This window comes from Microbacterium sp. Beta (assembly GCF_005502545.1).
Taxonomy (GTDB): Bacteria; Actinomycetota; Actinomycetes; order Actinomycetales; family Microbacteriaceae; genus Microbacterium; species Microbacterium oxydans.
The window spans coordinates 357,322-376,514 of the sequence record NZ_SCOG01000001.1; the positions used below are offsets into that span (position 1 = coordinate 357,322).

The following is a 19,193-nucleotide window of genomic DNA, read 5'->3' on the forward strand; positions in this document are numbered from 1 at the left end:
GCTCAGCTTAGGGAGAGAGGGCCTTCGCCATCCACTCGCCAGTCCACCGCCGCCGCACCCTGCTCCTCGAGAAGGGTGTTGGCACGGGAGAACGGTCGCGACCCGAAGAAGCCACGGCTGGCGGAGAGGGGCGAGGGGTGTGCGGAAGAGATCACCGGCGTCTCGCCCAGGAGAGGCTGCAGGTTCGCCGCGTCCCTGCCCCACATGATCGCGACGAGCGGCTGATCGCGGGCGACGAGGGTGCGGATGGCCAGCTCGGTGACCTTCTCCCACCCCCAGCCTCGATGCGACGCCGCCGCGCCGGGGCGTACGGTGAGCACCCGGTTGAGCAGGAGGACGCCCTGATCGCTCCACGCGGTGAGGTCTCCGTGCGGTGCCGGCGGAATCCCGAGATCGCTCTGCCGCTCCTTGTAGATGTTCGCAAGGCTGCGGGGCAGGGGGCGCACGTCGCGATCCACGGCGAACGACAACCCGATGGGGTGCCCAGGAGTGGGGTACGGATCCTGTCCTGTGATGAGCACCCGCACGTCCGACAGGGGCCGCTGGAACGCTCGGAGCACATTCCCACCCGCCGGGAGGTAGCCGTGCCCTGCCTGCTGCTCGGCACGGAGGCGCTCACCCAGCGCGGTGATCGTGTCCTGCACCGGGGCCAGCGCCTCGGCCCATCCCTCATCGATCCGCCCCTCGGCGGCGAGCTCCGCGAGAGTCTGCGCCATCGTCAGTCGACCGATCGCACGCGCAGCGGCCCGCGGGCGAGCAGGTGCTGTGCGGACTGCGCGACCGGACGCATCGTGATCAGGTCGAGATTCACGTGGCCGGGAGACTCCAGGGCGTAGGCGATCACGTCGGCGACGTCATCGGCCACGAGCGGGGCTTCGACACCGGCGTACACCGCCTCCGCAGCCACGGGGTCACCGCCGAGCCGATTGAGCGTGAACTCCTCGGTGTGCACCATTCCCGGAGCCACCTCGACCACACGGATGGGCTCGCCGTTGAGCTCCTGCCGGAGCACCTTCACCAGCATCCCCTCCGCAGCCTTCGCCGCGTTGTAGCCCGCACCTCCGGCATACGCGGTCTGCGCGGCAGTGGACGTCACGAAGAGCGCATCCGCGTGGCCGTCCGCGGCAGCCGCACGGCGCAGCAGCGGAAGCAGGCCCGCGACGAGACGCTGACTCGCCAGGACGTTGGCGTCGAACATCCACTGCCAGTCCTCGACGGACGCGTCCTCGATGCGATCGGTGCCACGGGCGCCACCGGCGACCTGGACGAGAGCGTGGACCGGGCCGGATCGCTCGATCTCGCCCACGAGCGCCTCGACGGCGGACGAATCGGTCAGGTCGCAGGCGATGGCCGAAGCCCCGGTCTCCGCGGCGAGCGCGGCCAGTCGATCCGCGCGGCGTGCCACACCGACGACGTCCCATCCCCTGGCACGGAGCGCACGCACCGTCGCTGCACCGATGCCCGAACTCGCACCTGTCACCACTGCTCGTCTGTTCACCATGCCTCCACCGTACGGCGTTCTCCCCCGATTGCGATCTCCCCCCACGGCGCTGTCGTGGAACCCTCCCGCCGCGTGATTCCGGGGCTCCCCTCTGTTACGTCACATTTCCCACCTGTTGTTGACAAGCGCCGATATTCCGTACTGTCGCTGCAACGGCATCCGCCATCCGACCTTCCGACCACTTCTGGGGGAATCACATGTCCGCACCCGAGTCCTGGCGCTTCGAGACCAAGCAGATCCACTCCGGCGCTGCCCCCGACCCGGTCACCAAGGCGCGTGCCACGCCGATCTACCAGACCACCTCGTACGTGTTCGACAGCGCCGACCACGCGGCCAACCTCTTCGCGCTGGCGGAGTTCGGCAACATCTACACCCGTATCCAGAACCCGACGCAGGACGTGCTCGAGCAGCGTCTCGCCGCGCTCGAGGGCGGCACCGGGGCGCTCGTCCTCGCGAGCGGCCAGGCGGCATCGACCTTCGCGATCCTCAACATCGCCCAGGCCGGCGACCACTTCGTGGCGTCGAGCTCGATCTACGGCGGAACCTACAACCTCTTCAAGTACACGCTGGCGAAGCTCGGCATCGAGGTCACCTTCGTCGAGAACCAGGACGACGCCGAGGAGTGGCGCCGCGCCGTCCGTCCGAACACGAAGCTGTTCTTCGCGGAGACGATCGGCAACCCGCAGATCAACATCCTCGACATCCGCACCGTCGCCGACATCGCCCACGAGAACGGCGTCCCGCTGATCGTCGACAACACGATCGCCACCCCGTACCTGATCCGCCCGTTCGAGCACGGCGCCGACATCGTCGTCCACTCGGTCACCAAGTTCCTCGGCGGCCACGGCACGACCATCGGCGGCGTCATCATCGACGGCGGCAAGTTCGAGTGGTCGAAGCACGTCGACACCTTCCCCGGCCTCACGGTGCCCGACCCGTCGTACCACGGCGCCAGCTACACGGCTGCTGTGGGCGACCCGCTCGCGTACATCATCAAGGCGCGAGTGCAGCTGCTGCGCGACCTGGGATCGGCGATCGCGCCGCAGAGCGCCTGGAACCTCATCCAGGGCGTCGAGACCCTTTCGCTGCGCATCGAGCGGCACGTGCAGAACGCGCAGGAGATCGCCGAGTGGCTCGACAGCCGCGACGACGTCGCGACCGTCAACTACTCGGGCCTGCCTTCGTCGCCGTGGTACGCCAAGGCGAACGAGTACGCCCCCAAGGGCGTCGGAGCCGTGCTGTCGTTCGAGCTGAAGGGCGGCGTCGAGGCCGGTCGCGAGTTCGTCAACAGCCTGTCGCTGTTCAGCCACCTCGCCAACATCGGCGACGTGCGCTCGCTCGTCATCCACCCGGCGTCCACCACGCACGCGCAGCTGACGCCAGAGCAGCAGCTGACCGCCGGCGTGACTCCCGGTCTGGTCCGGCTCTCCGTCGGCATCGAGAACGTCGATGACCTCAAGGCCGACCTCGAGCAGGCCCTCGCCGCGGCACGTGCCGTCTCGGAGGCCGCCCGCGCCTGATCCCCGCACCACGTCGATGCCCCGGAGCCCAGCGTTCCGGGGCATCGACGTGTGACGGCGGCGGCCTCACCCGGCCGACCCACAGGCGGTTCCGTCGAGAATGGGACTCCGCCCCGAGGAGACCATGATCGACGCTCAGCACCCCCCGCACCGCACGCGGCGGTCACGGACCGTCGCCCGGTGGCTCGCCGTGACCGGTGTCCTCCTGGCACTCGTCGTCGCCTGCGGCTGGATCCCGGGGCTCGTCGGCACCGCGGTCTCGGCTGTCCTCCCGTGGCTGGGGATCATCCTCGTCGCACTGGTGCTGGTCGCCCTCCTGCGTGCGCCGCGAGTTCTCGTCCTGATCCTGGTTCCCGCACTCCTGTGGGTCCTCGCGATGATGCCGGCGTTCCCCGGCCTCCCCGGCGGGGCGGACGTGGAATCGGCTGCCGCATCCGAGCTGACCGTCGTGAGTCAGAACGTGCGAGCGCGCTCCGGTGGAGCCGCATCCTCCGCCTCCGAGCTGGCGCAGAGCGGTGCCGACGTGATCGCCCTCGTCGAGCTCGACGGAGACAGCCTCTCCGCCGCGCAGGACACCCTCGCAGCGGAGTACCCGCACTCCTACACCGTCGGGACGGTGGGCGTCTGGAGCAGGTACCCCCTCGCGGATGCCGAGCCCCTCACACTCGGACTCAGCTGGAAGCGCGCGCTTCGCGTCGAGGTGCAGGCCCCGTCCGCTCCCGTCGCCGTCTATGTGCTGCACGCGGCATCGGTACGGCCAGGGCACCAACAGGACCGTGACACCATGCTGGGCGGCATCGCGGAAGAGGTGGCGTCCGACCCGGCGGAGTCGCTGATCGTCGTCGGCGACTTCAACGCACCGTCGACCGATCCGAGTCTGACCGCCCTGCGCGCGGAGACCGACTGGGTGCGCCCGACCGACGGAAGTCTGGGCTTCACATGGCCCGCGGCCTTCCCACTCGTCCGCATCGACCAGGTGTTCGTACGCGGACTCGACGTCGTCACTTCTGGCACCATGCGCGCAGGCAACAGCGACCATCTGGCGACCGTCACCCGAGCCCGATCCGCGATCACTCCGTAACCTGCCACCGAGGGGTGCCCTGCCAGGCGAGAATGGAAGCATGGACTGGCAGACGACCTCCGAGGACACGGTGCCCTCTGCACCCGTGACGGAGGCCGATGTCAGGCTGCTCCGCGCCCGTCCGCCGGCGACCGGCGCCTGGCGGGACGGCGACCCCGTGGGGGGTCGTCGCTTCGCCGCCTTCGGACCGTTCGCGACCGAGAGCGGCGCAGAGCTCCCCGGCATCCGCATCGCCTACGAGTCCTGGGGCGAGCTGAACGCGGCACGGGACAATGCCGTCCTGGTGCTGCACGCGCTCACCGGCGACAGTCACGTGCGCGGAGCCGCGGGCGCCGGCCACCCCACCGCGGGCTGGTGGGAGGACATCACTGGTCCTGGCGCTCCGCTCGACACGGACCGCTGGTTCGTGATCGCCCCGAACATGCTGGGAGGATGCCAGGGATCGACGGGACCTGCGAGCATCGCCGCGGACGGCTACGAATGGGCGTCGCGCTTCCCCTACTTGACCATCCGCGACCAAGTCGCCGCCCAGGTGCGCCTCGCCGATGCTCTCGGCATCGACAGCTGGGCCGCGGTCATCGGCGGCTCCATGGGAGGGATGCACGCGCTGGAATGGGCGGCCACGCACCCCGAGCGTGTGCAGCGCCTCGCCGTGCTCTCCTCTCCCCCGGTGACCACCGCCGACCAGATCGCGCTCAACACCGTGCAGCTGGAGACCATCCGCATGGACCCGCGCTTCCAGGGCGGCGAGTACTACGACCTCGCGGACGGCGACGGTCCGCACCGGGGGCTCGCCCTCGCCCGACGCATGGCTCTGCTGAACTACCGCAGCCCGATCGAGCTGAATCAGCGGTTCCAGCGCTCCTGGCAGTCCGACGTGTCACCGCTCGGTCACGGCGGACGCTTCGCGGTGGAGTCGTACCTCGACTTCCATGGCAACAAGTTCACACGCCGATTCGACGCGAACAGCTACATCACCCTGGTCGAGGCCATGAACTCGCACGACGTCGGCCGCGGTCGAGGAGGCGTCGAAGAGGCGCTGCATGCGGTCACCGCGACCACGTTGGTGCTCGGGATCGACAGCGATCGACTCTTCCCTGTCGACGGACAGCAGCGCATCGCCCGCAGCATCCCGAACATCATCGACGACGAGGCCGTCGTCATCGCCAGCGACTTCGGACACGACGGCTTCCTCATCGAGACCGAGGCGGTCGGCTCGAATCTGCGGCGCCTGCTCGAGAGCTGACCCCTCCGCTCAGCTCGGTTCGAACCGCCAGGGCAGCGAACCCGCCTCGAGACGCCCCTGCTCCCAGGCGAAACCCCGACCGGCATCGGAGTCGAGCACCCGCGTCTGGAACAGCTGGGCCGAGCCGCCCGAGGAGAGTGCCGAGGACACATCGCCGAACGCCGAGAGCTGATGCAGTGTGATCCAGGTGGGCGGGTACAGGCTCCACGTCCCGACCGCATGGCGCGCGAGCGCCTCAGCCGGGCGCACCCACGCGATCTCCTCGACCTCGTCGGCGGAGGGCGCGGCCTCCCCGGTCGGTGCGTGAGCGAGGAAGAACCAGGTCCGGATGCGCGTCGGTGCCTCCAGCGGCGGCTGCCACTCCGACAGCACGATGAGATCCTCGACCGTGAGGCCGACCTCCTCGGCGGTCTCCCTGATGGCGGCGTGCCGCGCATCGTCGATGTCGCCACTCCCGCGGATGTCACCGGGCTCGACCTTGCCCCCGGGGAACACCCACGCTCCCGCGAACGAGCCGCGATCGGGCCGCCGCATCAGGAGCACCTCGAATCCCGGATCCGACGCCCGCAGCAGGACAACGGTCCCGGCCACGGGCAGAGTCGTCTCGGGAGCACTCACCCCGTCACTCTACGGTGCGGTCGAGGTCGGTGCGGTCGAGGTCGGTGCTGTCGATGTCGGTGCTGTCGATGTCGGTGCTGTCGATGTCGAGACGACCGATGCCGATCCGGCCGATACCGCTGTGACGAGCTCCACCGGCGCGGGACGACGCCCTTCGACGCGATAGGACAGCAGGGCGATCAGCAGACCCGCCACGGCGAGCGCGGCCCCTGTCCACGCCGGTGCCGTGAAGCCCCAGCCTGCGGCGATCACGACGCCACCGAGGAAGGCACCCAGACTGTTGCCGATGTTGAGCGCGGAGTGGTTCATGGCTGCCGCGATCGACTGGTTGTCACCGGCCACATCCATGAGGCGGGTCTGGATCGTCGGGCTCAGCACCGACGAGACGAAACCGACTACGAGCACCACGACCGCCAGGCTGACGATCCAGAACGACAGGAAGGCGAGCAGCGCGAAGACGAGAGCCATGGCGGCGAGACCGAAGAGCAGCGTGCGACGCAGATCGATGTCGGCGAGATGACCACCGACCAGGTTTCCCGCCGTCATCCCGAGCCCCATCAGCACGAGCAGGATCGGCACGACCCACTCCGGCGAGCCGGACACCTCTGTCACCAGGGGCGCGATGTAGCTGTAGACGGCGAAGAACCCGCCGAACCCGATCGCGCCGACACCCAACGTGAACCACACCTGCGGGATCCGGAACACCCGCAGCTCCTGCCGCATCGTGCGCCCTGGATCCCCCGGATGCTCCGGCACGAACAGCGCGATGCAGACAGTGGCGAGCGCGAACACGATGGCGACGACGGCGAAGGCCGAGCGCCACCCCCACTGCTGTCCGAGGAAGGTGCCCAGCGGCACGCCGACGACGTTCGCGACCGTGAGGCCGGTGAGGATGAAGGCCACGCCCTTGGCACGGTTGCCCGGCCCCATCACCTCGGCCGCCACGAGTGCACCGATGCCGAAGTACGCACCGTGCGGGAGACCGGCGAGGAAGCGGGACGCGGCGACGAGCTCGAACGTGGGCAGCACCACGGTGAGGGCGTTGAACACCGTCAGCGCGAGAGCCAGCACGATCATCACCCGATGCCGTGGATATCGCGCGACGAAACCGGCGATGGTCGGGGCGCCGACCACCACACCCAGCGCGTACAGCGAGATCAGCCACCCCGCTTGGCTCAGCGCATCTTCCGGGCTGGTCGCCCAGAGCGAAGGGAGCAGGTCGGCGGCGATGTTGGGAAGCAGGCCCATGACCACGAACTCGGTCATGCCGATTCCGAAGCTGCCTATGGCGAGAGAGAGGAGCGCCCACTTCGCCGCACCCCTCGATTCAGTCGAGGGATTCACCGGAACAGCCTACCGGCCCTCGGACGCCCACCTCGTCTCCCCCTCACGATCGAGCGTCATGAACACATCCACGTCGTCCTCGGAATCGACGACGAACCCGTGGCGCTCGTACAGGCCTCGGGCCGGGCTGCCCCTGAGCACGTTGAGGCGATACCGGCCGGCACCGTCGAGCACCGTCGTGAGCACGCGGCCCCCGACCCCGCGACCCTGGTGCGAGGGAGAGATGTAGAAGTGCTCCAGCCAAAACGAATCGCCGTCTCGGCGGAGGGCGACAGAGCCGACGTCGACGGCATCCACGACGATGATCCGCGTCTGCGCAGGCTCGAACGCGTCGCGGAAGCGCTGCCGCACACGGACCTCGTCATAACGTCCGAGTCGCTCCAGGCCGACTCTGAGCACGTCGGCCCGGAGCTCCGCGATCCACTCGGCGTCCTCGGCGAGCGCCGGTCGAAGAGCGATCGACGTCGCCGGGACGACGTCAGCCATCCGCGCGCGCAGAGCCCGCCTCTTCCGAGCCCGCCTCTGTGATAGCAGCCTCGAGGCGTTCGATCTTCGCGTCGAGCTCTCCGGAGTACCCGGGCCGGATATCGGCCTTCAACACGAGCGATACCCGCGATCCGAACGGCATGACGGCCTCGGTCGCACGCTTCACGACGTCCATGACGGTGTCCCAGTCCGGGCCCTCGATCTCGGTGAACATGCTGGTGGTGCGGTGCGCCAGGCCCGATTCCCGCACCACGCGCACGGCAGCGGCCACGGCGTCGTGCACCGATGCATCGGTGCGCTCGGCACCCTCGGCCGGGGTACCGCTCGGGGCGACGGAGAAGGCGATCAACATGGGTTCACTCCAGGGTTTTCGGTTGGCGGACGGGTACGCGAAGCAGAGCACGGATGCCCAGCACGAGCAGGACGATGAGAAGGGCGTTCCGCACCGTGAGGACGGCGACGGAGAGGGTATCGGCTCGCAGCAGCGCGTCGTAGCCGATCGGGTAGACGAGGCAGGTGAGCAGACAGAGGGCGAGGACGACGACGGCGGGGACGCGCGCCCTGACGCGGTCGAGCACGAGCCACAGGATCATCGGCGCGATCAGCCAGGTCTGGAACTGTGGGGAGCCCACCTTGTTCGTGACGATCAGCAACGTCACGAGCGCGAGGGCGAGCGGAGGGAACAGCCGGGTGAAGCGCGCACCGCGGATCGCCTTGAGCGCGCCGACGGCTGCGACCGCGAGCACGCACACCGCCATCAGGGGCGTGAGCACGGCCGCGACGGCATCGACGCCCGGTGCCGTGATCTGGAAGGTCAGGATCTCGAAGCTGTACTCGATGCGGGCGGCCCCGGTGACGGCGAGCCACAGGAACGGCGTGGCGGCGACCGCTTCGATCTGCAGTCCCCGTCCCGTCTGCTCCGTCAGGAAGCCGAGGATCTCGGAATCCGCTCCGAGCACGAGCAGCGCTGCGACGACTCCGGCCGTGACGGCCAGCGCGGCGAACAGCACCCGCATGCGCGCCCTGAGCGCGATCACGGCGGCGAGCACGAGCGCGCCCGGCCAGATCTTGATCCAGGCGCCGACCGTGAGGAGGGCAGCACCGACGACCGGCCGACTCACGAGCCAGAGCCCGCCGATCACGGCGATCGGCACCGTGATCGCATCGATCCGATAGAGCGCGATCGGTCCGAGGAGGAGTAGCGCCGCGCACCAGAACCAGGCGGCCACGCGGCGCGGGCGCGACGGCGAGCGGCCGACCAGCACTCCGAACGCCACCGCATCGACGATCACGACGAGGGCAGCCCACCCGATCAGGTACGCACCAGAGACCCCGAGCAGCGGCACGAGCGGCGCCGCGAGCATCTTGGCCACGAGCATCGGCATGAGCGCGAGCTGCGGGTACACCCAGGTCTCGGTGACGCCGACGATCGGGCCCCCGTCGAGGGCCGACGAAGCCCAGGGCTCGTAGACGAGGACCACATCGCCCATGGGCTGACTGGGATAGACCCAGCCCGCCCATGCCGTGAGCAGGTGGGCGAGGAGGAAGGCGAACCACAGCACGGCCACCCCGGTCGGCGGGCGATTCACGCGAGGACGTCCGCGATCGCCTGCGGCAGCGCCGCAGCGACGTCCATGGCGACGATCGGATGCCCCGTCCCGCCGTCGCTCATCCCCGCGGCCACTCGGCCCGCATGTCCGTGTATCCACGCCCCGGCGGCGGCGACCTCGGCGATCGGGCGGCCCTGGTTCGCTGCGAGCACGGCACCCAGCACCCCGGCGAGCACATCCCCTGTCCCTGCGGTCGCCAGCCACCCTGTACCCGCGTCGACGGCGATGACGCCGCCGTCAGGAGACGCGATCAGCGTGCGAGCGCCCTTGAGCAGCACGGTGCCTCCGACCCGGTCCGCCGTCCTCCTGGCCGCCGACGCGCGATCCTCTTCGGACGTGGAGATGCCGAGCTGCTCCTGCAGCCGGGCGAACTCCCGCGCGTGAGGGGTCACCAGGAAGGGAGCGCGCGCCTTCCCGGCGAGATCGAGTGCGCCCGCGTCGATCACCACCGCTGCATCGCCCGCGACGATCGCCTCGAGGGCTGCCTGCTCCGCGTCGTCCCGGTCGGTGGGGTCCGTGCCGGAGCCGATCACCCAGGCGTCGATCCGCGACCGGCCGACATCCGCCCCCGCCACCGTCTCCGGACGTCGGGCGAGAACAGCATCTGCCACCCGCTCCGCGCCCACGTACCGGACGAATCCGGCGCCCGTGCGCCACGCGGCCTCCACCCCGAGCACGGCGGCACCCGGATATGCGGGCGACCCGGTGCGAAGCGCCACCACACCACGGGCGTACTTGTCGTCATCGGCTGTGGGAACACGGAACAACCGCGCCGTGTCATCTCGCGTCCACTCGCGCACCTCGACCATGACTCCACGTTAGTGCGACGGCCCTCGGGTCGCCTGCGCGGCGGTAGCGTCGAACGGTGAGTCTTCTCTTCTCCCCGCTGACCATCCGTTCCGTCACCCTGCGCAATCGCCTCTGGGTGTCGCCGATGTGTATGTACAGCGCCGTCGACGGCGTGGCGCAGGAGTGGCATCACACTCACCTCGCGCAGTTCGCCTCGGGCGGCGCCGGGCTCATCATCGCCGAGGCGACCTCGGTCGTCCCCGACGGGCGGATCTCGCCGCGCGACCTGGGGCTCTGGAACGACGAGCAGCGCGACGCGCTCGCCCCGATCGTCCAGGCGATCCACGATCGGGGCGCGCACGCGGGCATCCAACTCGCCCACGCCGGCCGCAAGGCCTCGACGTGGTGGCCCTGGGCTCCCGAACGAGGCACTGTGCCGACCGGTGAGGGTGGATGGACCACGTCCGCGCCGTCCGCCATCGCGTACGAGGGCTTCGACACCCCGATCGCCCTCGATACGGCGGGCATCGACCGCGTGGTGGAGGCCTTCGCCGATGCAGCTCATCGCGCGGTCGCCGCGGGCTTCGACGTGCTGGAGATCCACGGAGCGCATGGCTACCTCCTCCACCAGTTCCTCTCTCCACTGTCCAACCACCGTGAGGACCAATACGGTGGTTCGCTCGAGAACCGCGCTCGTCTACTGCTGCGCGTGGTCGGCGCCGTCCGCGACGCCGCCGGCGCCGACGTGCCGCTGTTCGTCCGCATCTCCGCCACCGACCACGCGGAGGGCGGGTTCACGCCGGAGGAGGCGGAGATCGTCAGTGGCTGGGCGACCCAGCATGGTGCAGACCTGATCGACGTATCGAGCGGTGGCCTCGTGGCGCATCAGCAGATCACCGTGTTCCCCGGATACCAGGTGCCGCTCGCCGAGTGCGTGCGTCAAGGCGGTCGGATCCCGGTCTCCGCGGTGGGCCTCATCACGGCGGCCTACCACGCGGAGCAGGTGCTCGCCGATGGCGCCGCCGACGCGATCTTCGCGGGACGCGAGTGGCTGCGCGACCCGCATTTCGCCCTCCGCGCCGCGCACGAGCTCGACGCCGAGGTCGCCTGGCCGCCGCAGTACGAGCGCGCCCGTCCCCGCTGAGCCCCCGACGACGAAGGCCGCCGATCCGTGCAGGATTCGGCGGCCTTCGTCGTGCGGTGGAGGATCAGCGTCCGCGGAAGCGACGTGTCGCGTCCTGAACCTCGCCGACCAGTTCCTCCAGGATGTCCTCGAGGAACAGGACAGCGGTGGTGTTCCCCTCCGCGTCCCGCACCTTGGCCAGGTGCCGGCCCGCGCGGCGCATGACCGCGAGGGCGTCCTCGAGGTCGGTGTTCTCCTGAACGGGCACCATGTGGTGGATACGCTTGGCCGGGACCGGCTGGATCATCTTGGTCTCGGCGTCCGCTCCCTCGGACGCCCGCAGGATGTCCTTGAGGTGCACGTAGCCGATCGGAACCGACTCGTCGTCGACGATCACGTAACGCGAGAACCCGTAGCGGGCGACCGCCTTCTCGATGTCGTCCGGCGTCGCCGACTGCGGAAGAGTGACCAGATCGCTCAAGGGCACAGCGACATCCCTGGCCTTCTTGTCGGTGAACTCGACGGCGGCGGCGACGGTTCCCGCCGTGTCCATGAGCACGCCCTCGCGACGCGACTGGCTGACGATGGTCGCAACCTCTTCGAGCGTGAACGTGGATGCCGCTTCATTCTTCGGCTCGACGCGGAACAGGCGCAGCACGCCGTTCGCCGCCGCGTTGAGCACCCAGATCACCGGCATGAAGACCTTCGACACCCAGACCAGCGGCGGGGCGAGGATCAGCACAGCGCGGTCCGGCACTGAGAAGGCGAGGTTCTTCGGCACCATCTCACCGAACACCACGTGCAGGAACGAGACGACCAGCAGCGCGACCGTGAACGACACGGCATCGACGGCGCCGTCCGGCCACCCCAGCGCATGCAGCGGCACCGACAGCAGGTGGTGGATGGCCGGCTCCGACACGTTGAGGATCAGCAGCGAGCAGATCGTGATGCCGAGCTGCGAGGTCGCGAGCATGAGAGTGGCATGCTCCATCGCGTAAAGGGCCGTCTTCGCTGCACGCGAACCCTGATCCGCGCGCGGCTCGATCTGCGATCTTCTGGCCGAGATCACGGCGAACTCGCCGCCGACGAAGAACGCGTTCGCGACCAGGAGCACGACGAGCCAGGCGAGTCCGCCCCAATCGCTCATCGGGTCACCTCCTCATCGACAGCGAGCGGTCTCGGCACGTAGCGCACCCGATCGACTCGCCGACCGTCCATGCGCACGACCTGGAGCGTGCCGGTGTCGAGCTCGACCTCGTCGCCGACCGACGGAACCCGTTCGAGCACGCTCATGACGTAGCCGCCGACGGTGTCGTAGACGTCGCCCTCCGGCACCTCGACGCCGGCGCGACGACGCAGCTCGTCCGGTCGGAGCTCCCCGGGGAACGTGATGCCCTCGCGGTTGCGGATCACTCCGGCCCTGGTGCGATCGTGCTCGTCGGCGACCTCGCCCACGAGCTCTTCGACCAGGTCTTCGAGGGTCACCAGACCGGCCGTGCCGCCGTACTCGTCGACGACGACGGCCAGTTGGTAGCCGCGTGCCCGCAGCTCGGCGATCAGGGCGTCGACGTGCACCGTCTCCGGCACCCGGAGCGGTTCCGTCGCCAACGCGCCGGCAGGAACCTCGGTCCGACGCTCTCGAGGCACGGAGATGGCCGCCTTGAGGTGGACGACACCGGTGATGTCGTCCAGGTCGTCGTCGTACACCGGGAAACGGCTGTGCCCGGTGCGTCGGGCGAGCTGGATGACGTCGTCGGCGGAGTCGCCGGCCGCGATCGCATGCATGCTCGGACGCGCCGTCATCACATCGGCGGCGGTCAGCCGGGCGAAGGTGAGCGTGCGGTCGAGGAGCGTCGCTGTATCGGCTTCCAGCAGACCGGCGCTGGCGGAACGGCGCACGAGAGAGGAGAGCTCCTCAGCGCTCCGGGCCCCCGAGAGCTCCTCCTTCGGCTCGATGCCCATGCTGCGCAGCACGCCGTTCGCGCTGCCGTTGAGCACCACGACGGCCGGCTTGAACACGGTCGTGAAGGCGATCTGGAACGGGACCACGAGCTTCGCAGTGGCCAGAGGCAGCGCGAGGGCGAAGTTCTTCGGGACGAGCTCGCCGAGGATCATCGAGAGCACCGTCGCCACCAGCATCGCCACGATGGTCGCGATCGGGGTGACGGCCGCCTCGGGGATGCTCCAGGCGATGAACGTCGGACGCAGCAGGTTCGACAGCGCCGGCTCCATCGTGTACCCGGTGAGCAGGGTCGTCAGCGTGATCCCGAGCTGCGCAGCGGAGAGATGGGTCGACGTGTGCTTGAGGGCGCTGATGGTGAGGGAGAGCCGCGACTCGCCTCTCGCCTGCCTGGCCTCGAGTTCCGCGCGATCGAGGTTCACCAGGGCGAACTCGCTGGCGACGAAGAGGCCGGTGCCGACCGTGAGCAGGAGCCCCACGCCCAACATGATGTAGTCCATCAGAGGTTCCTCTCCTGTGAGAGAGGCGGACAGTGGGGCGATGTTCTACAACTGGGAGGGTCGTCCATTATGCCGACGATTGTACCCAACGCGACCGTGTATGCGCGCAACGATCACCAGCTGACCGGAAGCGCCTTGCCCTCTTCGTAGCCGGCCGCCGACTGCAGACCCACGACGGCGCGGTCATGGAACTCCGGGACGGATGCAGCCCCGGCGTAGGTGAACGAGGATCGCACCCCCGAGGTGATCATGTCGAGGAGATCCTCGACGCCGGGCCGGAGCGGGTCGAGGTAGATCTTCGATGACGAGATCCCCTCAGCGAACAGCTCCTTGCGCGCACGCTCGTAGGCGTCGAGCCTGCCGAAGCGGGCCTGGACCGCCTTGGTCGACGCCATGCCCCACGACTCCTTGAACAGGCGCCCTTCCGCATCGCGCTGCAACTCGCCCGGCGCTTCGATCGTTCCCGCGAACCACGAACCGACCATGACGGAGGCGGCACCTGCGGCGAGGGCCAGGGCGACATCGCGGGGGTAGCGCACTCCCCCGTCTGCCCAGACGTGCGCGCCGAGCTCCCGCGCCGCCTGTGCCGTCTCGAGCACAGCGGAGAACTGCGGGCGGCCGACCGCGGTCATCATGCGGGTGGTGCACATCGCGCCGGGACCCACGCCGACCTTGAGGATCGACGCACCGGCGTCGACCAGGTCGGCCACGCCCTCCGCGGTGACGATGTTGCCCGCGACGACGGGAAGACCGAGGTCGAGCTCGGCGACGGCCCGCAGCGCTCGCAGCATGCCCTCCTGGTGTCCGTGGGCGGTGTCCACCACCAGCACGTCGACGCCGGCGGCGGCGAGGGCCTTGGCCTTGGCCGCGACGTCGCCGTTAATGCCGACCGCGGCGGCGACGGCGAGGCGCCCGTCGGCGTCGACGGCCGGACGGTACAGCGTCGAACGAAGCGCGCTGCGGGCGCTCAGTGTGCCGACGAGGTGCCCGTGGTGCACGACGGTGACCATCTCGACGCCCGCGTCGGTGATGACGTCGAACGCGTGCCGCTCAGAGCCGATGTCGTCCGCGTCGATCGATGGCGTGCCGCGATGCACCAGGTCACCCAGCTGCGCATCGGGGAGCGCGGTCGCCAGCCTGGTCGCGGGCAGGATGCCGAGGATCCGGCCGACGTCGATGGGGGCAGCGCCACGGGCGACGACGATGCCGTGACCGCTGGTCGCCGGCAGCAGGCGGAGCGCGTCAGCAGCCGAGGCTTCCGGGGGCAGCACGATCGGCGTGTCCCAGAGCACGGGCTGCGACTTCACCTCACGGATCGCGGCATCGAGTTCCTGCAGAGGCAGGTCCTGCGGCAGCACCCCGAGGGCGCCACGCCGAGCGAGTACAGCGGCGATGCGCGGACCCGTCACGGAGTTCATGTTGGCCGCGACCAAAGGCAGCGTCGCCGGCGTGCCGTCCTGCGGCGCGAGATCGACCTGGAGACGGCTGGTGACCGCGGATCTGCGGGGTACCAGGAAGACGTCGGAGTAGGTCAGATCGACGGTCGGCTGCGCTCCAGAGAACTTCATGGTTCCACGGTACCCAGATCGCGACGCGGTGGGCGCTCGGCTTCGACGATTCCCCAAGGGAAACACGTTAGGCTTGTTGGTCGAGAGTGTGCGGGCCCGAACGCATCCTGCGTCGACGTCCGCACCAGAGAGCTTCAGCGATGAAAGAGGGCGATCGAGAGTGTCGAACCAGGTGACCGGCGTCAACGGCGACGGGGGGTTCGGAGCCAATTCCTGGCTCGTTGAAGAGCTCTACGAGCAGTTCAAGGTGAACCGCGACTCCGTCGACAAGGAGTGGTGGCCCATCCTGGAGAAGTACCACTCCGAGACGGCGTCCGCTGCTCCCGCCGCAGCGTCCGACGCACCGGCCCAGGCTGCGCACCCCGTGACGGCACCGATCCCCGTGATCGGCTCCCAGCCCGTCGCGCGCACCACCGCCAAGCCCGCCGCAGCCGCCCCCATCCCCGCCCAGGCCCCGAAGCCCGCCGCGAAGTCGGAGTCCAAGGAGGCTCCCGCTCCCGCCGAAGAGGACAAGGTCACACCGCTGCGCGGTCTGCCGAAGACCCTCGCGGCGAACATGGACGAGTCGCTCACCGTGCCGACCGCCACGAGCGTGCGCACCGTGCCCGCGAAGCTGATGATCGACAACCGCATCGTCATCAACAACCACATGGCTCGCACCCGCGGCGGCAAGGTCAGCTTCACGCACCTCATCGGCTGGGCGCTCATCCGCACCCTCGACGAGTTCCGCAGCCAGAACGTGTTCTACGCAGAGGTCGACGGCAAGCCCTCGGTGGTCGCACCGGCGCACGTCAACCTGGGCATCGCGATCGACCTGCCCAAGCCCGACGGCACGCGCGCCCTCATGGTGCCCAGCATCAAGCGCGCCGACACCCTGACCTTCACCGAGTACCTCTCCGCGTACGAAGACCTGGTCACGCGTGCACGAGGCAACAAGCTGACCGCCGCCGACTTCCAGGGCACCACGGTGTCGCTCACCAACCCCGGCGGAATCGGAACCGTGCACTCGGTGCCGCGTCTCATGAAGGGCCAGGGCTGCATCATCGGCGCCGGCGCCCTCGAGTACCCGGCCGAGTTCCAGGGCGCGAGCGAGAAGACGCTCAACGAGCTGGCGATCGGCAAGACGATCACGCTCACGAGCACCTACGACCACCGTGTCATCCAGGGAGCCGGCTCCGGCGAGTTCCTGAAGAAGGTGCACGAGCTGCTCATCGGCCAGCGCGGCTTCTACGACGACATCTTCGCGGCGCTCCGCATCCCCTACGCACCGATCCGGTGGAACCCCGACATCGCGGTCGATCTCGCCGAGCGCGTCGACAAGCAGTCCCGCGTGCAGGAGCTCATCAACTCGTTCCGTGTGCGCGGTCACCTGATGGCCGACATCGACCCGCTCGAGTACGTGCAGCGTTCGCACCCGGACCTGGAGATCGAGAGCCACGGCCTCACCTTCTGGGACCTCGACCGCGAGTTCGTCACCGGCGGTTTCGGCGGACGACGCATCGCGAAGCTCCGCGACATCCTCGGCGTGCTGCGCGACTCGTACTGCCGCACGCTGGGCATCGAGTACATGCACATCCAGGACCCGGAGCAGCGCCGCTGGTTCCAGGAGAAGGTCGAGGTCAAGTACCAGAAGCCCGGCCACGACGAGCAGCTGCGGGTCCTCCGCAAGCTCAACGAGGCCGAGGCGTTCGAGACCTTCCTGCAGACCAAGTTCGTCGGCCAGAAGCGCTTCTCCCTCGAGGGCGGCGAGTCGCTGATCCCGCTGCTCGACGAGATCCTGCAGGGCGCGGCCACGGCAGGCCTCGAAGGGGCTGCGATCGGCATGGCCCACCGCGGCCGCCTGAACGTGCTCACCAACATCGCCGGAAAGACGTATGGTCAGGTCTTCCGTGAGTTCGAGGGCACGCAGACGCCGGGCAACCAGCGCGGATCCGGTGACGTGAAGTACCACCTCGGGACCGAGGGCACCTTCGTCGCCGATGACAAGTCGGAGCTCCCCGTCTACCTCGCCGCCAACCCCTCGCACCTCGAGACGGTCGACGGCGTGCTGGAGGGCATCGTCCGCGCTAAGCAGGACCGCAAGCCCATCGGCACGTTCGCGTGGCTGCCCATCCTCGTGCACGGCGACGCCGCGTTCGCCGGGCAGGGTGTCGTGGTCGAGACCCTGCAGATGTCGCAGCTGCGCGGCTACCGCACGGGTGGCACGATCCACGTGGTGGTGAACAACCAGGTCGGTTTCACCACCACCCCGAACGACGGCCGCACCTCGATCTACTCGACCGACGTGGCCAAGACCATCCAGGCCCCGGTCTTCCACGTGAACGGCGACGACCCGGAGGCGGTCATCCACGTCGCGCAGCTCGCCTTCGAGTACCGCGAGCGCTTCCACCGCGATGTCGTGATCGACCTGGTCTGCTACCGCCGACGCGGCCACAACGAGGGAGACGACCCCTCGATGACGCAGCCTCTGATGACCGACCTCATCCAGGCGAAGCGCTCCGTCCGGCGGCTGTACACCGAGTCGCTCGTCGGCCGAGGTGACATCACCGAGCAGGAGTACGACGAGGCCAAGGCCGACTTCCAGAACCGACTGGAGATCGCCTTCGCCGAGACGCACGCGGCCGAGACCGGCGCCCTCCCCGTCGCGCCGGAGACGCCGCCCGTCGAGGACCAGGTCGGCGCACCGGAGGTCACCGGCGTGCCGAGCGAGGTCATCCAGATGATCGGCGATGCCTTCGTGAACAAGCCAGAGGGCTTCACGGTGCACCCGAAGATCCAGCAGCTGCTCGAGAAGCGCCTCGACATGAGCCGCAACGGCGCCATCGACTGGGGCTTCGGCGAGCTGCTCGCCTTCGGCTCGCTCCTCGTTGAGGGCACCCCGGTTCGTCTGGCCGGGCAGGATGCGCGGCGCGGCACGTTCGTGCAGCGGCACGCGACCCTGCACGACCGCGCGAACGGTCAGGAATGGCTGCCGCTGTCGAACCTCTCCGACGCCCAGGGACGCTTCTTCGTCTACGACTCGCTGCTGAGCGAGTACGCGGCTCTCGGCTTCGAGTACGGCTACTCGGTCGAAGCCCCCGAGGCGCTCGTGCTCTGGGAGGCGCAGTTCGGCGACTTCGTCAACGGCGCTCAGTCCGTCATCGACGAGTACATCTCGGCGGCCGAGCAGAAGTGGGGGCAGCAGTCCAGTGTGACCCTGCTCCTCCCCCACGGCTACGAGGGTCAGGGACCGGATCACTCCTCTGCGCGCATCGAGCGGTTCCTGCAGATGTGCGCGCAGGACAACATGATCGTTTCGCGCCCGTCGACTCCGGCCTCGTACTTCCACCTGCTGCGTCGCCAGGCCTATGCCCGTCCGCGCAAGCCGTTGATCGTGTTCACCCCGAAGGCCATGCTGCGTCTGCGTGGAGCGACCAGCCCGGTCGAGGCCTTCACCCAGGGCCGGTTCGAACCTGTGCTCGACGACGACCGCGGTCTCGACCGCGCCGCCGTCAAGCGCGTGCTGGTGCACTCGGGCAAGGTGCACTGGGACCTGCGGGCCGAGCTCGAGAAGAACCCGAACCCCGCGGTCGCGCTGGTCCGGCTCGAGCAGCTGTACCCGACTCCGATCGACGGCCTCAAGGCCATCACCGATTCCTACCCGAACGCCGAGCTGGTGTGGGTGCAGGAGGAGCCGGAGAACCAGGGCGCATGGCCCTTCCTCGCGCTCGCTTTCGCCGACGTGCCGGGAGACCGTTCGTTCCGTCCGGTCTCGCGCCCGGCTTCGGCCTCGCCGGCGACGGGATCCTCGAAGGTCCACGCGGCAGAGCAGGCTGCGCTGATCCAGGCAGCCGTCACACTCGGCTGA

At 69.1% G+C, this 19,193-nt stretch carries 16 protein-coding genes; 5 read left to right on the forward strand and 11 right to left on the reverse strand.

What is annotated here, in order from left to right; translation table 11 throughout:
* Positions 1–2 precede the first annotated feature (2 nt).
* Positions 3–716: a uracil-DNA glycosylase gene (locus FFS56_RS01760; protein WP_137771880.1), complete on the reverse strand. Its 714-nt coding sequence runs from the start codon at positions 714–716 to the stop codon at positions 3–5.
* A 2-nt stretch (positions 717–718) separates the two neighbouring features.
* The gene (locus FFS56_RS01765; protein ID WP_171010962.1) at positions 719–1,501 is read right to left on the reverse strand and encodes an SDR family oxidoreductase; all 783 of its coding nucleotides are present in this window, start codon (positions 1,499–1,501) and stop codon (positions 719–721) included.
* A gap of 197 nt (positions 1,502–1,698) precedes the next feature.
* Between FFS56_RS01765 and FFS56_RS01770 the strand changes: the two genes are divergently transcribed.
* The 3 genes from FFS56_RS01770 (at position 1,699) to FFS56_RS01780 (ending at position 5,348) form a co-directional block, all read left to right on the forward strand.
* On the forward strand, positions 1,699–3,021 hold the full coding sequence (locus FFS56_RS01770; protein ID WP_046749463.1) for a bifunctional o-acetylhomoserine/o-acetylserine sulfhydrylase: 1,323 nt from the start codon (positions 1,699–1,701) through the stop codon (positions 3,019–3,021).
* A 124-nt stretch (positions 3,022–3,145) separates the two neighbouring features.
* Complete coding sequence (locus tag FFS56_RS01775) at positions 3,146–4,102, forward strand: endonuclease/exonuclease/phosphatase family protein (RefSeq protein WP_164734098.1); 957 nt, start codon at positions 3,146–3,148, stop codon at positions 4,100–4,102.
* 40 nt (positions 4,103–4,142) lie between these two features.
* Positions 4,143–5,348: a homoserine O-acetyltransferase gene (locus FFS56_RS01780; RefSeq protein ID WP_046749464.1), complete on the forward strand. Its 1,206-nt coding sequence runs from the start codon at positions 4,143–4,145 to the stop codon at positions 5,346–5,348.
* 9 nt (positions 5,349–5,357) lie between these two features.
* Here FFS56_RS01780 and FFS56_RS01785 read toward each other — a convergent pair whose 3' ends face one another.
* From FFS56_RS01785 to FFS56_RS01810, 6 genes are read right to left on the reverse strand one after another with little or no spacing between them, the layout of a single operon-like run.
* Complete coding sequence (locus tag FFS56_RS01785; RefSeq protein WP_127012337.1) at positions 5,358–5,966, reverse strand: NUDIX domain-containing protein; 609 nt, start codon at positions 5,964–5,966, stop codon at positions 5,358–5,360.
* Between the two features lie 9 nt (positions 5,967–5,975).
* Entirely contained in the window at positions 5,976–7,310 is a 1,335-nt protein-coding gene (locus tag FFS56_RS01790) for an MFS transporter (RefSeq protein ID WP_127012338.1), read from the reverse strand.
* 9 nt (positions 7,311–7,319) lie between these two features.
* Positions 7,320–7,796, reverse strand: a complete 477-nt coding sequence (locus tag FFS56_RS01795) for a GNAT family N-acetyltransferase (protein ID WP_127012339.1) — start codon at positions 7,794–7,796, stop codon at positions 7,320–7,322.
* Positions 7,789–8,148: a thiamine-binding protein gene (locus FFS56_RS01800; RefSeq protein WP_046749467.1), complete on the reverse strand. Its 360-nt coding sequence runs from the start codon at positions 8,146–8,148 to the stop codon at positions 7,789–7,791. Before FFS56_RS01800 ends, FFS56_RS01795 begins: the two co-directional genes overlap by 8 nt.
* Positions 8,149–8,152: 4 nt before the next feature.
* Complete coding sequence (locus tag FFS56_RS01805) at positions 8,153–9,385, reverse strand: hypothetical protein (protein ID WP_233437293.1); 1,233 nt, start codon at positions 9,383–9,385, stop codon at positions 8,153–8,155.
* Positions 9,382–10,215 (reverse strand): NAD(P)H-hydrate dehydratase, encoded by an 834-nt coding sequence (locus FFS56_RS01810; RefSeq protein WP_046749468.1) that lies wholly within the window; start codon positions 10,213–10,215, stop codon positions 9,382–9,384. The genes FFS56_RS01805 and FFS56_RS01810 overlap by 4 nt, the downstream gene beginning before the upstream one ends.
* A 56-nt stretch (positions 10,216–10,271) precedes the next feature.
* Here FFS56_RS01810 and FFS56_RS01815 point away from each other — a divergent pair, with 56 nt between their 5' ends.
* Positions 10,272–11,339, forward strand: a complete 1,068-nt coding sequence (locus FFS56_RS01815) for an NADH:flavin oxidoreductase/NADH oxidase (RefSeq protein WP_127012340.1) — start codon at positions 10,272–10,274, stop codon at positions 11,337–11,339.
* Between the two features lie 64 nt (positions 11,340–11,403).
* Here the strand turns inward: FFS56_RS01815 and FFS56_RS01820 are convergent, their stop codons facing one another.
* From FFS56_RS01820 to FFS56_RS01830, 3 genes are all read right to left on the reverse strand, one after another.
* Complete coding sequence (locus FFS56_RS01820) at positions 11,404–12,465, reverse strand: hemolysin family protein (RefSeq protein ID WP_127012341.1); 1,062 nt, start codon at positions 12,463–12,465, stop codon at positions 11,404–11,406.
* Positions 12,462–13,778: a hemolysin family protein gene (locus FFS56_RS01825; protein ID WP_058631355.1), complete on the reverse strand. Its 1,317-nt coding sequence runs from the start codon at positions 13,776–13,778 to the stop codon at positions 12,462–12,464. Before FFS56_RS01825 ends, FFS56_RS01820 begins: the two co-directional genes overlap by 4 nt.
* 113 nt (positions 13,779–13,891) lie before the next feature.
* Positions 13,892–15,346: a GuaB1 family IMP dehydrogenase-related protein gene (locus FFS56_RS01830; protein ID WP_058631356.1), complete on the reverse strand. Its 1,455-nt coding sequence runs from the start codon at positions 15,344–15,346 to the stop codon at positions 13,892–13,894.
* A gap of 160 nt (positions 15,347–15,506) precedes the next feature.
* On the opposite strand from FFS56_RS01830, the gene FFS56_RS01835 reads away from it, so the two are divergent.
* Positions 15,507–19,193 (forward strand): multifunctional oxoglutarate decarboxylase/oxoglutarate dehydrogenase thiamine pyrophosphate-binding subunit/dihydrolipoyllysine-residue succinyltransferase subunit, encoded by a 3,687-nt coding sequence (locus FFS56_RS01835; protein ID WP_046749473.1) that lies wholly within the window; start codon positions 15,507–15,509, stop codon positions 19,191–19,193.

Excerpts from the sequence above, each read along its gene's own strand:
- FFS56_RS01765 (WP_171010962.1), bottom strand. The coding sequence starts at position 1,501 with ATGGTGAACAGACGAGCAGTGGTGACAGGTGCGAGTTCGGGCATCGGT.
- FFS56_RS01800 (WP_046749467.1), bottom strand. The coding sequence starts at position 8,148 with ATGTTGATCGCCTTCTCCGTCGCCCCGAGCGGTACCCCGGCCGAGGGT.
- FFS56_RS01830 (WP_058631356.1), bottom strand. The coding sequence starts at position 15,346 with ATGAAGTTCTCTGGAGCGCAGCCGACCGTCGATCTGACCTACTCCGAC.
- FFS56_RS01770 (WP_046749463.1), top strand. The coding sequence starts at position 1,699 with ATGTCCGCACCCGAGTCCTGGCGCTTCGAGACCAAGCAGATCCACTCC.
- FFS56_RS01795 (WP_127012339.1), bottom strand. The coding sequence starts at position 7,796 with ATGGCTGACGTCGTCCCGGCGACGTCGATCGCTCTTCGACCGGCGCTC.
- FFS56_RS01760 (WP_137771880.1), bottom strand. The coding sequence starts at position 716 with ATGGCGCAGACTCTCGCGGAGCTCGCCGCCGAGGGGCGGATCGATGAG.
- FFS56_RS01820 (WP_127012341.1), bottom strand. The coding sequence starts at position 12,465 with ATGAGCGATTGGGGCGGACTCGCCTGGCTCGTCGTGCTCCTGGTCGCG.
- FFS56_RS01825 (WP_058631355.1), bottom strand. The coding sequence starts at position 13,778 with ATGGACTACATCATGTTGGGCGTGGGGCTCCTGCTCACGGTCGGCACC.
- FFS56_RS01780 (WP_046749464.1), top strand. The coding sequence starts at position 4,143 with ATGGACTGGCAGACGACCTCCGAGGACACGGTGCCCTCTGCACCCGTG.
- FFS56_RS01775 (WP_164734098.1), top strand. The coding sequence starts at position 3,146 with ATGATCGACGCTCAGCACCCCCCGCACCGCACGCGGCGGTCACGGACC.
- FFS56_RS01810 (WP_046749468.1), bottom strand. The coding sequence starts at position 10,215 with ATGGTCGAGGTGCGCGAGTGGACGCGAGATGACACGGCGCGGTTGTTC.